The 14,011-nt window shown below is 65.7% G+C and carries 17 protein-coding genes; 5 read left to right on the forward strand and 12 right to left on the reverse strand.

Annotated features, from left to right (window positions below; genetic code table 11):
• Positions 1-473: 473 nt before the first annotated feature.
• The 3 genes from AX730_RS01040 to AX730_RS01050 all read right to left on the reverse strand — a co-directional run bounded on the left by AX730_RS01040 (position 474) and on the right by AX730_RS01050 (position 2,673).
• Positions 474-716, reverse strand: coding sequence for a DUF2789 domain-containing protein (locus AX730_RS01040; RefSeq protein ID WP_062350641.1), 243 nt, complete (start codon positions 714-716; stop codon positions 474-476).
• 94 nt (positions 717-810) lie between these two features.
• Positions 811-1,293 (reverse strand): hypothetical protein, encoded by a 483-nt coding sequence (locus AX730_RS01045; RefSeq protein WP_062350644.1) that lies wholly within the window; start codon positions 1,291-1,293, stop codon positions 811-813.
• Between the two features lie 108 nt (positions 1,294-1,401).
• Entirely contained in the window at positions 1,402-2,673 is a 1,272-nt protein-coding gene (locus tag AX730_RS01050) for a PA2928 family protein (protein WP_157074028.1), read from the reverse strand.
• A gap of 271 nt (positions 2,674-2,944) precedes the next feature.
• On the opposite strand from AX730_RS01050, the gene AX730_RS01055 reads away from it, so the two are divergent.
• A complete protein-coding gene (locus tag AX730_RS01055; RefSeq protein WP_062350649.1) occupies positions 2,945-3,610 on the forward strand; it encodes a DUF2306 domain-containing protein in 666 nt (221 codons plus the stop codon).
• A 71-nt stretch (positions 3,611-3,681) separates the two neighbouring features.
• Here AX730_RS01055 and AX730_RS01060 read toward each other — a convergent pair whose 3' ends face one another.
• Together AX730_RS01060 and AX730_RS01065 are read right to left on the reverse strand one after the other, a co-directional pair.
• Entirely contained in the window at positions 3,682-4,077 is a 396-nt protein-coding gene (locus tag AX730_RS01060; RefSeq protein WP_157074029.1) for a hypothetical protein, read from the reverse strand.
• Positions 4,074-4,790: a hypothetical protein gene (locus AX730_RS01065; protein ID WP_157074030.1), complete on the reverse strand. Its 717-nt coding sequence runs from the start codon at positions 4,788-4,790 to the stop codon at positions 4,074-4,076. The genes AX730_RS01060 and AX730_RS01065 overlap by 4 nt, the downstream gene beginning before the upstream one ends.
• Positions 4,791-5,097: 307 nt before the next feature.
• Here AX730_RS01065 and AX730_RS01070 point away from each other — a divergent pair, with 307 nt between their 5' ends.
• Together AX730_RS01070 and AX730_RS01075 are read left to right on the forward strand one after the other, a co-directional pair.
• Positions 5,098-6,540, forward strand: a complete 1,443-nt coding sequence (locus AX730_RS01070) for a M20/M25/M40 family metallo-hydrolase (protein ID WP_083537618.1) — start codon at positions 5,098-5,100, stop codon at positions 6,538-6,540.
• A gap of 89 nt (positions 6,541-6,629) precedes the next feature.
• The gene (locus AX730_RS01075; RefSeq protein ID WP_062350661.1) at positions 6,630-7,211 is read left to right on the forward strand and encodes a pyridoxamine 5'-phosphate oxidase family protein; all 582 of its coding nucleotides are present in this window, start codon (positions 6,630-6,632) and stop codon (positions 7,209-7,211) included.
• Between the two features lie 13 nt (positions 7,212-7,224).
• Here AX730_RS01075 and AX730_RS01080 read toward each other — a convergent pair whose 3' ends face one another.
• The 5 genes from AX730_RS01080 to AX730_RS01100 form a co-directional block, all read right to left on the reverse strand.
• Positions 7,225-7,455, reverse strand: a complete 231-nt coding sequence (locus AX730_RS01080) for a hypothetical protein (RefSeq protein WP_062350665.1) — start codon at positions 7,453-7,455, stop codon at positions 7,225-7,227.
• Positions 7,456-7,457: 2 nt separating this feature from the next.
• Positions 7,458-9,323: a hypothetical protein gene (locus tag AX730_RS01085; protein WP_062350668.1), complete on the reverse strand. Its 1,866-nt coding sequence runs from the start codon at positions 9,321-9,323 to the stop codon at positions 7,458-7,460.
• Positions 9,323-9,850, reverse strand: coding sequence for a hypothetical protein (locus AX730_RS01090; protein ID WP_157074031.1), 528 nt, complete (start codon positions 9,848-9,850; stop codon positions 9,323-9,325). The genes AX730_RS01085 and AX730_RS01090 overlap by 1 nt, the downstream gene beginning before the upstream one ends.
• A gap of 294 nt (positions 9,851-10,144) precedes the next feature.
• Positions 10,145-10,525, reverse strand: coding sequence for an FKBP-type peptidyl-prolyl cis-trans isomerase (locus AX730_RS01095; protein ID WP_407071463.1), 381 nt, complete (start codon positions 10,523-10,525; stop codon positions 10,145-10,147).
• 122 nt (positions 10,526-10,647) lie between these two features.
• A complete protein-coding gene (locus AX730_RS01100) occupies positions 10,648-11,553 on the reverse strand; it encodes a LysR family transcriptional regulator (RefSeq protein WP_062350678.1) in 906 nt (301 codons plus the stop codon).
• 100 nt (positions 11,554-11,653) lie between these two features.
• Between AX730_RS01100 and AX730_RS01105 the strand changes: the two genes are divergently transcribed.
• The gene (locus AX730_RS01105; RefSeq protein ID WP_062350681.1) at positions 11,654-12,523 is read left to right on the forward strand and encodes an SDR family oxidoreductase; all 870 of its coding nucleotides are present in this window, start codon (positions 11,654-11,656) and stop codon (positions 12,521-12,523) included.
• Between the two features lie 33 nt (positions 12,524-12,556).
• Positions 12,557-13,027 (forward strand): AtaL-like protein, encoded by a 471-nt coding sequence (locus AX730_RS01110; protein ID WP_062350685.1) that lies wholly within the window; start codon positions 12,557-12,559, stop codon positions 13,025-13,027.
• Between the two features lie 127 nt (positions 13,028-13,154).
• Here the strand turns inward: AX730_RS01110 and AX730_RS01115 are convergent, their stop codons facing one another.
• The gene (locus tag AX730_RS01115) at positions 13,155-13,622 is read right to left on the reverse strand and encodes a hypothetical protein (RefSeq protein ID WP_062350688.1); all 468 of its coding nucleotides are present in this window, start codon (positions 13,620-13,622) and stop codon (positions 13,155-13,157) included.
• An 84-nt stretch (positions 13,623-13,706) separates the two neighbouring features.
• A partial coding sequence (locus tag AX730_RS19290; RefSeq protein WP_232310140.1) for a hypothetical protein occupies positions 13,707-14,011 on the reverse strand: 305 nt, incomplete at its 5' end.

A 14,011-nucleotide genomic window follows, 5' to 3' on the forward strand; every position in this document is an offset into this window, starting at 1 on the left:
CGCCCACGATGCGGTGCTGGCCACCGAAGGCATCGCCGACCCGCGCAGATCGATCAACGCACCCGGCCGCACCGCCGAGGTGGCGTGCAGTTCAAGTTCCGGCACACCCGCGTCCGACAGTCGAAGACGTTGCCCGCGCACGGTGCCGGCGAACACCGACTGCAAGGCAGTGTCGTACCCCATCGCCACGTCGAGCATCGCGCCACGCGGTGCCAGCGGCAGCACGCTCTCGCAGCCGCCGTCAGCGGATATCGCGACCAGGCGCAGCACGGTAGCGGTGCCGTCGCTGGCGTGCGTGGTGTCGAGTGCGATCAGTTGCGAGGTGAGTGGAAACGGCATGCCGTCGCACGTGATGCGGACGATCGGCAGGGTACGGGACGCAGGGCTGGGGATGATCGACCTGGAGGAATGCCGTTCCGTGGGACGACGACAATGCGGTCACGGGAGCACGATGCGAGCGGCCTGCCTTCGGCTCAGGCAGGCGTGGCGTGCAGCGCCACGTTCAAACGGTCCACCACCATCGCCCAGTCGGCGTCGTCGAGGCGCTCTTCGCGCAGCAGCTGCGCCTGCGCGGGCGACCAGAACGGCGCCTCTTCCAGGCGCACGTCATCGGGCAGCGGCGAGTGCGTGGCGATGAACTGCCGGATGCTGTCGTCGTCGTTCGGCAGGCCCAGCTGCGCGAACAACGCGGAGAACGGATGCACGGACAATTCCATGGCGTTGCCTCAGGGGGAAAGCGCCACCTTATCCGCGTGCGCGTTAAGCGGGCGGGTAGCGCCAAGCCCTGGCAACCCCAAGGTCCGTGCCTCGTTACGCGACGCCGCCTGCCGGTGGCGGCGACGGTGGTGCCAGCATCGCCCTGGTCCGCAGGATCTTCATGAACTCCGGATTGCCGGTATAGAAATCCAGGATGACCTTCGCGCGCTGCGTGGAGAAGATGCCGGGTATCGGCGCCATGTAGGACTCCCACGAGGCCTCGTCCAGGCTGCCGCATTGCAGCTGATGCCATGCGAATTCGCGGATGCGGATCGCCTTGATCACGATCCAGGTGAACCGGCGCTCGTCCAGCGGCGAGAGCTGCACGTCGTCACCGATCAGGTGGGGATCGATGCCATGGGTGATGTAATCGGTGATCAGTCCGAGGTCCGCGGCGAGCAGGCCCTGTCGCGACGTGGCCAACGCCGCCCTGGTGTTCTGCCTTATCTGGACGCCCACGTACCACAGCGACACCACGACCACGAGCGCGCCCACGATGTCGGTGAGCGTCGAGACTACGGTCCAGTTGATGGTCATGAGATGCCTTGTGCAGGAAGGTGGGTGTGGGAGGGACGGTTCGGCGGTGCTGCGTCCATGCCGTGGATGCACCTCGATGAGCGTTCGGACGGCGGGCGTGAATCCGCCCTACTTCGCGTCCATCTGCCACGTCGTGCTGCTGCCATCGGCGAGGGCCACGCTGACCACGTGCGTTTGCCACGACGTCACGCCGTCCTCCAGCGTCTGTCGGGCGCCCATCACCAGCAGGCGGCCCGGCAGCAGCCAGTAGCTGACGGCGGGACTGTTGGGGGTCTCGCTGATGGGCAACTCGGTGGTCCAGAGGGACTTCAACGTCGTGTCCAGGCGCGTCACCGCCAGCCGGCCCTCGTTGTCGATCCGCGTGTTGTGCCAGACCAGCACGCCGGCGGGTGGGTCGAGCGGCATCGCGTCGTCGGTCCCGGGCACTTTCACGAAGCGGCCGTTGAGGAAGGTGGGCGCCGGGTCGATGGGCGTGAACGCGGTGAAGCGGTCGAACGTCTCGTCGAACCGCGTCGTGGGCACGGTGTTCGCGTGCCAGAAGCGCCGCCGCACCTGCGCGCCTTCCTTGAGGATGGAATACGGATACCGCAGGTGATCACCGAAGGTGTCGTCCGCGGCGTCGCGTGCTTCCGCATCGGAATACAGGCCGATGCGCTGTCCATCGAGTTCGACCAGCCGTGCGGGGACGTCGCCGATCGCAATGCGCAACGGCACGATGCGCGGCGTCCCGTTCGACTTGAGTTCCGGCGGAGCGACCGGCACCGGCGTGGGCACGTACGGCACCGCTTTCAACGCGGGACCGCGGATCACCAGCTGGCGCGCGTCGGCTGTCATCACCACCAGCCCCTGGTCGAAGCCGTAGAACTTCGACTCGCTCGGCAGCAGCCCTTTCAGTTCCGGATTGCGTTCCTCGATCCCCGCCTCGTTGGCGATGGGCTTGCCGTCGGCGGCACTGACCGCCCACGGCTCGTTGTCCAGCACCAGCCACACCACGCCACCGTCCTGCCCGAGCAGCGCACCGTGCGCCGCGGAGCCGATCACGCGCGACGGTCGCGTGCCGCGCGCTTCGTCGTCGCCGAGCGTGAGCAGGCGCTGCTTCCACAGCGGACGCGCGGTCTCGGTATCCAGCGCCTGCAGGTCGAAGTGGAAGAACGTGTCGTCGCGACTGCCACCGGACCGACGGCCCGGCCCGCCCACCGCCACCTGCCGCTGTTCTTCCTGCTTGGTCAGCACCCACAGCCGTGGCTTGCCGGCATCGTCGACCAGCGCCGGCCGTCCGGCAAGCTGGGGAGGCTCGAAATGGCTGGGGGTGCACGCGGCGAGCATCAACAGGCCGATCGCCGGGATGATCCTTCGATACCGCGTCATCGCACCGACCATGCCGCACATCCCTCGGTCCCGGCCTGCGCGGCCCCCACCGTGTCCAACGCGGTCGGCACGCTGACGGGGACAGGACCGGCGCACAGGCGAGGCGCGCGACCCGATTCGCTGCAGATCCGGCGGCGCGTGTGCACACCGCCCGATCTCGCACCCGGCTCCAGCGGATTCGTCGGCGATCACCGCGATTCGTCGGCCGGGCACCATGCCTCGCCGTGCGCCCGCCAATACTGGAGCTCGCCCGGACGGTCCTGCTCCGGCGCCAGGGAACCCCATGTCGCCCGACCATCTCGCAAACCTCGCCGTCCACGTCGGTGCCGGCACCCTTGCCCTTGCGGTGGGCTTCGCGCTGCTCGCCATGCGCAAGGGGACGCTGACGCACCGCCGCTGGGGCAAGGTGTTCTGCGTCTTCGCGCTGGTGGTTTCGCTGTCGGCCGCCATCGGCACCGTCTTCTTCCGCTTCATCCCGGTGTTCGCGGTCCTCACGGTACTGGTGCCCTACCAGCTCGTCAGCGGGTGGCGCTCCATCTACACGCGCGACCGAGGGCCGTCGTGTTTCGACGTGCTGTGGACACTGGCCGCGCTCGCCTTGGCGCTGGCGCTCACGCCGGCCTTGCTCTCGCCCTCGAATGACGCCGGCATCGTCGCGTACGCGTCGCTCGGCGCGCTCTTCACCCTGCTGGCCTACGACACGGTGCGCTGGTGCTTTCCGCGTCGCTGGTTCGCCTCGCTCTGGCGCTACGACCACGTCTACAAGCTGGTCGCCTCGCTGTTCGGCCTGTTGTCTGCCTTCGTCGGCAACGTCGTCCGCGTGGGGCAGCCGTGGTCACAGATCGCGCCCTCCGCCATCGGCCTGCTGGTGATCCTGTGCTTCTTCGTGCAGTTGCGCCGACGCGGTACCGGATCAGCCGCCATCGCACCGACCCGCGCCGTCCCGTAGGGCGGGCCTTGGCCCGCCGGCCGTGATTCGTGATGGCGAAAGATGGCGGGCTTGAGCCCGCCCTACGCGTATCAAACGCGTCGTGGCGCGAACCAGCAGCGGACCGACGGCAGGAACAGCATGACGGCGATCGCGACGCACAGCAGACACGCCAAGACCGCCGGCACGTTGTCGTCTAGGATGAACCGGCTGGCCATGAACCACAGCAGGAGCAGGACGAGAAGAGTGGTGATCACCACCCACCATCGCACCCAGTTCACGCCTCGCCACAGGCAGATGCCGACGCACAGCGAATACACGCCGATCGCGATGGCCACGATGAACTCTGTCCTGCCCGGCCGGCCGACCAGCAACCACGAGGTGGTTTCAAGCAGGTAGTACCACGCGTAGCAGAGCAGCAACACCCACAACCCCAGCGGCCGTGCGCCGGGAGATCCCCCGAGACCAGGCGAATCGGCATCGATCACGCCCAGCGGACTCCGGTACGGGTTCTCGGACGCGCTCGTGGCGTGTCGCGGCCCGTTGATTTCATCGCCAGTGCTTCGGTCAGCAGGGATTCGTAGAGCTGCAGGCGGATGCGCATCAATGTCGCCATGGTGATGATCAACCACAGCAAGATCAGGAAGATCGCACCCAGCAGTTGCCATGCCGGCATTTCAAGAATGTCGCCGACATTCCGTAGGAAGAGATAGGCCGCTGCCAACGCCGGCAAGATTCCCAATCGATCCAAGCCACCTGCGAGCAGGCCGATCTTAGCGAGCAATTGGCGCTGGGTCAGGGCGACCATTCTTTTGCATTCGATCAATGCGCTCTCTTGCTGTTGGCAAAGCCACGCAAGGATTGCCTCGAACTCCGGACGATCATGATCCAGTTGTTCCACCAAACCCTTTCGCCAGTGCCAGATTGTCAGAAACAGCACCCAGCAATTCCTGACGAACGCAGGCAGCCATGCGAGAAGCATGACGGCAAACCCAATCTGCACCATCGTCAGCATCCATGGCGCTGCCGGGATGATTTTCGCCAGAACTATCGGCATAAGTACTACAACGCACGCTACGACACCGACCACGTTGGCGACACGGAACAGCGGTGGCGAATTGAGAATGCCGTTCGGTCCATCCGGCATCTCGCGCAAGCGTCGATCCATTTCGGTGAAGCTCAGTGTGTTGTTCGACAACATGCGTGACTCCTTGTCCGTCCCGTAGGGTGGGCCCTGGCCCACCTTCCGACCTCCGCGATGATCGACGGGGCGGCGGGCCAAGGCCCGCCCTGCGATCCCTTCTTCGATCGACAGCGCCTGCGATGAAGCGCGCCCCTTCCCCATGCACGGGACTATGCCACGCGCATAGGCGACACGTCAGTCGCGGGCCCGCCGTTGCCTGCTCGGTGGAGATCGCGGCGGCGGGCGTGAGCGCACCCTACGCGCCACGTCCTTTGGTGGTAGCGTGGCAGCCGCACCGCTGCGGTCCGTCATCCGGAGGGATGCCATGATGAAAGGGTTCATGCCAGGTCCGATGACGCTGCTGTTCTTCGTGCTGACCGGCGTGCTGCTGGTGCGGTCGGACACGATGCCGACCGTGCAGGTATCCAGCGTGCGCGCGCCCGCCGCGTTCCATGTGGTGCGGTCGCATGCGCCGCCCGTCGGAGGCGTCGCCACCCCCTCCACGCACCGCATCCCAACCGGCGGAACGACCGCCGCAGCAACGGCGACTCCGCCAACCGATCCGTTCGCACCGGTCTACATCGTGACCTCGCAGGCCACGCACCAGGGTATCCGCGGTCTCGCGCGCGAGGTGGTGGTGCGCCACGACAGCGCCGGCATGCCGCTGGTGATCGCCGAATCGCGGACCGATCGACTTGGCAAGATCAGCGACTACGTGCACGTCAACGAGCGTCGCTGCGGCGGCTACTTCGCTTTCCCCACGCGCGCGGAGGCCGAGGCCTTCGTGCAGGCGGACCGCGCGAAGCAGGCGATGGCGAAAACGATGCTCGCGGGCTATACGCTCGACAACCAGGCCACCATCAACCGCTGGCTGCCGCAGGTGCAGGAACGCAACCTCTACGACACCATCAACCACCTCTCCGGCTACCGCAACCGCTACTTCGCCAGCAGCCATGGCAAGACCTCGGCCGAGTGGATCCGCACGCACTGGCAGTCGCTAGCGGCCGGGCGCGACGACGTCACCACCGAGCTGTTCACCGCCTGCGGCAACTGCTCCACGCAACCCTCGGTGATCCTGACCATCCAGGGTTGGGACCTGCCGAACGAGGCGGTGGTGCTGGGCGCGCACCTGGATTCGATCAACGGCAACACGCCCAATGATCCCAACCAGCACGCGCCAGGTGCCGACGACGATGCCTCGGGCATCGCCACGCTCACCGAAACGCTGCGCATCGCGCTGGCCGACGGCTGGCAGCCGCGGCGCACGGTGAAGTTCATGGGCTATGCCGCCGAGGAAGTCGGCCTGCGCGGCTCCAACGCCATCGCGCAGTCGTTCCGCGCCAGCGGCGTCAACGTGGTCAGCGTGCTGCAGGTGGACATGACCAACTACAAGGCGGGCGCGACCAGCGACATGAAGCTGATCAGCGACTACTCCAACACCGAGCTGAAGAACTTCTTCGTCATCCTGTTCGACACCTACCTGGCACCGATGGGGCTGACGCGCAGCAACTCCGCATGCGGGTACGCCTGCTCGGACCACGCGTCGTGGACCAACGCCGGCTATCCCGCGGCGATGATGTTCGAAGGCGGCAGCCCGAACGGCAGCTTCCCCTACATCCACACGTCCTACGACACGCTGGCGACGATGGGCGAATCCGCGCAGCACAGCGTCAAGTTCACCCAGTTCGCGCTGGCCTACCTGGGCGAGACGGCGAAGACGCGCGGCAAGGTCACCGGCGGACCGGCGCAGGTGCTGATGAGGGAGTGAGCGCAGGGTGGGCCCTGACCCACCGTGCGGGATGGCCGATGGTGTGCGATGACGGGCTTGAGCCCGCCCTGCGAGATCTGGAGACCGGGATGAGACACGCATTCGCGAACATCGCTTTCACCCCTGCGGTCCGCGACGCGCAGGCACGCGATGGCAGTCGTGCCCAGTACGCCCGCGCCTTCGAATCCGGCGACGACGTGCGCAACGCGGAACTCGGCCACGACGAGGCCGCCTTCATCCACGCGCAGCGCAGCTTCTACATGGCGACGGTGTCGGAAACGGGCTGGCCGTACGTGCAGCATCGCGGCGGCGAGCCCGGCTTCCTGCGTGTGATCGATGCGAAGACACTGTCGTTCGCGGACCTGCCCGGCAACCGCCAATTCATCAGCGTGGGCAACCTGGCCAACGACGACCGCGTGGCGATGATCCTGATGGACTACGCGCACCGGCAGCGGCTGAAGCTGCTGGGCCGGTTGAGCGTGGAGGAGCAGCCGGGCGCAACGCGCACCGAGCGCACGATGACGATCCACGTCGAAGCCTTCGACTGGAACTGCCCGAAGTACATCCCGGTGCGCTTCGAAGTGGAGGACGTGCAGCGCGTGCTGGATGAGCGCGATGCGCGCATCAAGGAGTTGGAAGCGCAGGTGGCGGCGTTGCGCCGGACACAGTAGTCGCGCAACCGGACTACGACGGCTTCGACAACGCGCGAAGGCTGGTGATTACGAAGCCGGCGCCGAACACGATCATGGCGCCGACGATGAACATGGCGAGGCCACCGGTGTAAGAAACCCCCTTTATTTCGACGACCCAGTTGCCCGCGCGATAGCACTGCTCGGCGATATACAGGCCTCGCAGCAGAACCACGCTGGCAACAACCACAATGAGGGTATGACGGGAACGGTCGACGCGCTTCATGCCTACATCCTCGACCAAGCGCTGATTTCTGGCCCCTGACGCGCCTGGGATTTCTGCTGCTCCTGCAATTGCCGCTCTACCAGTATCTGGTCGCCTGTCTGTGCCAGGCGCTGCCCCTCCGGAGACTGGGAGAACTCGCTGGCAAGGCGGTCAAGTTCTTTGCTGTCGCCGGCCAGCAGGGCCGAATAGACCCTGTTGGCGCAGGGATCGTTGAACGGTCCGCGCTCGGAGTCACGGCTGCCATGGCGCGCTTCGATTTCCGGAGGCTGGTTTGGAACGAGCGGGACAGCGTTGCCAGCCCCACGATCCCTCTCGATCATCGGCTCACGCTCGTGGGCCTCCACGCCTTGCCGGTCCGGCTGCGGTCTTGCGCCGCCATCGGGTGCGCTCAGGGTGATACCCAACTGACCGCTCTGGAAATTCTCGATTGTCACCGGCTCGCGTCGCGTCGGGTCCGCGGCCAACGTATCGGTAACGGAGAGGTTGTTGTTCGCCAGTACGTAGGTGAAGCGTCCATCTTCACTTCGATAGGTATCGGTGGGGTCCGACGCCGCACGCGCGCCGCCCGTCAGCGGCTGACCGCCCCAGCGCACCTCACCCATGCCGTCGCGGTCCATCACAGTGTCGCCAGCATCGACCACATAGGTGTCGCGACCCTCACCGCCTTCCATCCGGTCACGGCCCTGCCCGCCGATCAGGATGTCATTCCCGCCGTGGGAGCGCAGCGTATCGTTTCCGCCTTCGCCGATCAGCAGGTCGCTGCTTGCGATTTCGGCGTTGCCTTGCGTCCTGCGGGAGTCGAGGATGACGACATGATCCCGATCGACGTCTTCGACGGTCGCATTGCGCTGCTCTCTGCGTAGTGCGTTCTGGGTTCGATTGTTGCCAGGGTGGTCGCGATCCACCGTAGCGGCATCCTGCAGGTCGCGGCCCGGGTCGAGATAGATGCGCCCCGCATTGAAACTGGCGTCAGTAAGCCTATCGGCGATTTCCGGATGTTGCCGTCGAAGATCTTGAAGTAGCGCAGTTCGGGCAGGTGCGAGTGCATCGGCAATCGTCGATACCCTACCGTACTCGTTTACCAGCTCTGGATAGTCCCTGTTCGCCTGCGCTACCCGATTCTGGCGCGCCGCCTCACCCTCAACGGTAACGCCGAATTCCCGCTCGACGCGATCGACCTCAGCGCGATGCAGCTGGAATGCGCGATACACGCCACGCGCCTGCTCGGGCGTGACATTGCCAGGGTCATCGTACAGGCCAAATACCTCTGCTTCTGCGAACCGTCGTTTGCGAAGGCCTGCCTCCTTCGAATCCGCGTCCGGATACTGCTCGTCGAGCTTATCGCTGCCCCAGCAGTTGTATCGCATCTGGAACCACGCCTCCGCACGGTCTCCATCGCGTACGGCTTTCAGCACTGGGTGCTCGGGAATATCGCGCTGCGCCGAACCGGAAAGACTGCCGACCCCTCGGTTGTAGGCTAACGACACCATCGCGACCCTTTCGTCCGACAGCGGCATATCGAGGTCGTCTGCTGGACCCGCATAATCTGCAAGGGAGGCCCGCAACAGGCTGTCCGAATCCGTCGCATTCAGCACTCGCGTGAACGTCACGCCGATCCTAGTCTTCTCGGCATTTGTCGGGGCCGCATCGACGGCCGCCAACGTACGCCACTGATCGTGCGTCAAGTCGATGCCGGACTCTCGCCAGATCCCTACGTTGTTGTTGCGGTTGAGCGTGTATCCCCAGCCTATCGTCGCCATGTCATCGCCAATGTCCTGGGCATGCGCATGCAGTCCCTCCGCCCCCACGACTACCAGACGCAACTTTCGGTCGTACTCTCCCTGGCTCAACCCCCGATAGTCCATCATCAACTCTCCTTCCTTCCCAGAATGGAATTGCAGGTCGCTTTTTCTCTTTGGTTCTCCGCTGGCTGCGATGAAGTGACACGAGACTTCACCAACACGTCATCCGTGGCAATGATGGCGATATCCGAGCCTCCACGCCTGATGTTGTCCACTTCTTTCCAGTGCAGTTCGCTCCCCTTCAACGTCGCACGCACCAGAGCAATGGATCCGTTCCGATAGCTTTCCACCGCCAGGATCGCCGTGTTGCCTACGGCTGTACCAACAACGCTTCCTTCGTCTGTCTGTCGCAGGTTGACGAGCGCGCTGCCGAAATCGCCACAGACCCGATCGCCCTCCTGCACGAGGGTCACGTCAAAGCCGCCGCACTCGAGCTCTGGATGCGTTCTGTCGCACCACTTCACCGACCATCCACCGGTGAAGTCGGGTTTCTCGACGCGCGCAGCCTGACTGGATGCACAACCTGCCAATCCAGTGCACGAGGTGGCGAGAAGAATCGCGAGCGCTCCAACCTTGAGTCTTCGACTTGACATAGGGTCCTCCTGACCTGCTTCCGCCAGCTAGCGGCTTGTCACGATGAACTCGGGCACATGCCCGCCCGCATACGAGCAGCGCTGCTTGCCTGATGATCCCTGCAGGCCATGCGGTTCTCCTAACCGACCATGCCGCGACGATAGCGGAACCTCGCCGCCCAGGTAAGGCCAGAAGTCTCAGCCAGGAATCAGATGAATCCGTGTATGTCACACCGGGGGCGTTGCGCTTGCCCGTGACTGGACCGTACTCGTAATAAGCGCCCGGGTGCAGTGTGAGCACCCGGGCTATGTGACTCAGGTACCCAGCAGCTCCACGTCGAACTTCAGGGTAGCGTTGGGCGGGATGACGCCGCCGGCGCCGCGGGCGCCGTAGCCGAGGCTGGCGGGGATGATGAGGGTGCGCTGGCCGCCCACCTTCATGCCCTGCACGCCTTCGTCCCAGCCCTTGATGACCATGCCGCCGCCGAGCGGAAAGATGAAGGGTTCGTCGCGGTCCTTGCTGGAATCGAACTTGGCGCCCTGCGCGCCGTTCTCGTACAGCCAGCCGGTGTAGTGCACGGTGACGTTGCTGCCGGGCTTGGCCTCGACGCCGCTGCCGACGACGGTGTCTTCGAACTGCAGGCCGGAGGCGGTGGTGGTGAATGCCATGAGAGGTTCCTTGTTGGGAGGGGGGATGGTCGTGGGGCGTAGTCTATCGCCCGTGCGGTCCACGCAGCCTTGAGTGTGTTGCATCGATCATGTGAATCCGCAGTCGAAAGCGCACACCGACACATCGCATGGGGCACCCACCCTACGGGCTACGCGGTCGCGGACTCACCCGTGAGATAGGCGGTCAGCTCTTCCGGTTGCCCCAGCGGGAAGGCTTCCTTCAACAACGCGAGGAAGGCCGACACACGCGCGCTCAACAGGCGCCGCGAGGGATAGAGCGCCCAGATCTCGATGGGCTTTCCTTTGACATCGCCCCACTGCACCAGCGCGCCCGAACGCAGGTCGCCGGCCACCAGCGACAGCGGCAGCACGGCCGCACCGATGCCCGTGCGCACCGCGTCGCGGATCATGATCAGCGACGCCAGTCGCAACACCGGCTCGATGGGCATCCGCACATCGCCCTCCACCGTCGTCAACGCCCACGCAGCGGGACTGCCGGACGCACGCACCACCGCGCGCACCGCACCCTCGGGTTCCGGCTTCTCCAGCGCAGGACTGGCCACCGCAACCAGGCGGTCGCGCAACAGCACGCGTCCGATCAGGCGCTCGTCCGGATCGGGATTGACCCGGATCACCAGGTCGTAGCCCTCCTCCACCATGTCCACCGCGCGGTCCTCCGTGGTGATCTCCAGGCGCACCTCGGGATAGCGCAGCGCGAAGCGGGCCGACAGCGTGCCCAGCGCCATCTGCGAGAACAGCAATGGCGCACTGATGCGCAGCCTGCCGCGCGGCACCTCGCCGCCCGAGGCGATCGAGGTGGCCGCTTCGCCGATCTCGGTCAGCAGGGTTTCGGTGCGCTCGAACAATGCACGCCCTTCCTGCGTCAGCTTCAGCGTGTGCGAGCCACGCTCGAACAGGCGCACGCCCAGGCTGGCCTCCAGGTCGGCCACCCGCCGCGACAGCGTGGCCTTGGGCCGCTCGGCGGCGCGGGCCGCCCGCCCGAAACCGCCGTGGCGGGCGACCAGGGTGAAGTCGGCCAGGGCGAGCAGGTCCATGTGTTCCACCAGCGAGACAGGCGGTCCAATTATATGGGCTATCGACCCGCATTCGGATCAACAACCATGGCACCTCCTCACCCACCCAAGGAGTACTCCCATGACCATCCTCGTCACTGGCGCCACCGGCCATGTCGGCCGCCACGTCGTCCAGCAGCTCGTCCAGCGCGGCGCCCGGGTCCGCGCCCTGGCGCGCACTCCCGCCACCGCCGCCCTCCCCGACGGCGTGGAGGTCGTCCAGGGCGACCAGCTCGATGTCGATGCCCTGCGCCAGGCCTTCCAGGGCGTGTCCACCCTGTTCCTGCTCAACGCCGTGGTCGCCGACGAGTTCACTCAGGCGCTGATCACGCTCAACGTGGCCCGCGAGGCCGGCGTGAAGCGCGTGGTCTATCTCTCGGTGATCCACAGCGACCGCTACGTCAACGTGCCGCACTTCGCCGGCAAGTTCGGGGTGGAGCGCATGCTGGAACAGATGGGCTTCGAGGCGACGATCCTGCGCCCGGCCTACTTCATGGACAACGACCTGACCATCAAGGACGTGGTGCTCGGCTATGGCGTGTACCCGATGCCGATCGGCAGCCAGGGCCTGGCGATGATCGATGCGCGCGACATCGGCGAGATCGCCGCCATCGAACTGCTGGCACGCGACGGTGCACCCGAGGGCAGTGCACTGACGCGTATCAACCTGGTCGGGCCGGACACGCTGACCGGTGTGCAGGTCGCGGGCATCTGGTCCGACGCGCTGGGCCGACCGATCGCCTACGGCGGCGACGACACCGCCGGCTTCGAGCAGAACCTGCGCCAGTTCATGCCGGCGTGGATGGCCTACGACATGCGCCAGATGGCCGAGCGCTTCCTCAGCGACGGCATGGTGCCCGAGGCCGGCGATGTCGACCGACTGACGCAGCTGCTTGGCCGTCCCCTGCGTTCGTATCGCGACTTCGCCGCCGATGTCGCTGCTCGCGCCTGAGCACGTTCAATCCCACTTTTGAAGGAGTCCCCCATGATCTACTCGACCGCCACCGTGCCGGTGAACGCACCCGGCCAGACACCGCTCACCCGCGCGCAGGCGTGGGAGGGCCTGGTGCAGAAGGCGCGCGACGCGCGGCTGTTCTTCCCGCCCGACGAATGCACGCGCAGCGAGATCGTCGAGGAGAGCGCCTCGCACCTGGTGCGTGAAGCGACGATCCTCGGCGACGACATCACCGAGATCATCACGTTCGAGGCGGACACGAAGATCACCTTCTTCCAGGTCATCGGCCCGCGCGAAGGCGCGATCGTCAACGAGCTGTTCGAAGACGCGAACGGCGATCTGCAGCTGCGCTTCTACGGTTACCTGGGCTTGCGCGGCAAGACACCCAACGGACCGGAAGAGCAGGCCGCCCAGGCGTGGATGGACAGCGACAAGGGATTCAAGGCGGCGATCCAGTCGACGCTCGCGCGGACGCGTGAGCGTGTCTCCGCGCCAAGCTGACGGTTCGACGTGTGCAGACCCGTGCGACGGTGGGCTTGAGCCCACCCTACGCAGACCACGCTTCCGGTCCGATACGCGCCAAAAAAAAAGGCGAGCCGAAGCTCGCCTTTTCCCCACCGCCGGATGCTTACGCCGCCGGTTCGGGCTCTGCGCGGCGCTTGCGGTCGAAGCGGGCACCCAGGGCGTCCTTCAAGGTGTCGAGGCCTTCGCCCTCGCCGGCCACCTTGAGGTGGGCGTAGCCCTCCAGGGAGCCGACCATCACGTCGCTGCCGAGGGCCATTTCGCTGTCGACCATGCGGTCGTACAGGCGCTGCAGGCGGTTGATCAGCGGACGCAGCGTGTCGAGGGCGGCGAGGTCGGCGCGGTAGCCGTCCAGGTCGAAGCTGCGCGGCAGCACGTCCGGGTGGTTGCCCAGGGTGAGCATGGCGGCGCGACAGAAGGCTTCGGACTTGTCGCCCATCTTGGTGAGTTCGCGGCGTTCTTCGACCGTGAGACCAATCAGGCCGGTGAGGCGCTGTTCCATGGTGGCGATGGCGGCTTCGATGTCGGACACGGCGTCCGCGGCGAGGGTCAGGGAAATGCGGTTCTGGGGCATGGTCACTCCGTTGATCACATTGAAAGGACGTCGGCGTTCATCGCCGACGTCCGCAGGCTAGCGCCGTTGCGCGCGCATTACCTCTCACAAATGCAGGTGCGCGATGCGGAAGATCGAGTCTGGAATGCCAACGATCGGGCGCGGAGCGCGATCGATGGCATTCGGAATGTGAGGTGCAAGGCTCAGCGCTCGATCGATGGCACTCGGAAGGCGATCGATGGGGCTTCGAATGCCATCGATGGCTCTCAATGTGAGAAAGATGGAGCGAAAAGTGCCATCGATGCGACGTCCCCCCGCTTTCAGTAGCGGAACCATTTGGAGTCCGGGGTTACTGTGACCCACCCCCGAATCCTGGGCCATCAGCCGGTAGAGATTCCGACCTTCTTCGG

The sequence above is a fragment of the Pseudoxanthomonas mexicana genome, assembly GCF_001556105.1.
GTDB classification, from domain to species: Bacteria; Pseudomonadota; Gammaproteobacteria; order Xanthomonadales; family Xanthomonadaceae; genus Pseudoxanthomonas_A; species Pseudoxanthomonas_A mexicana_A.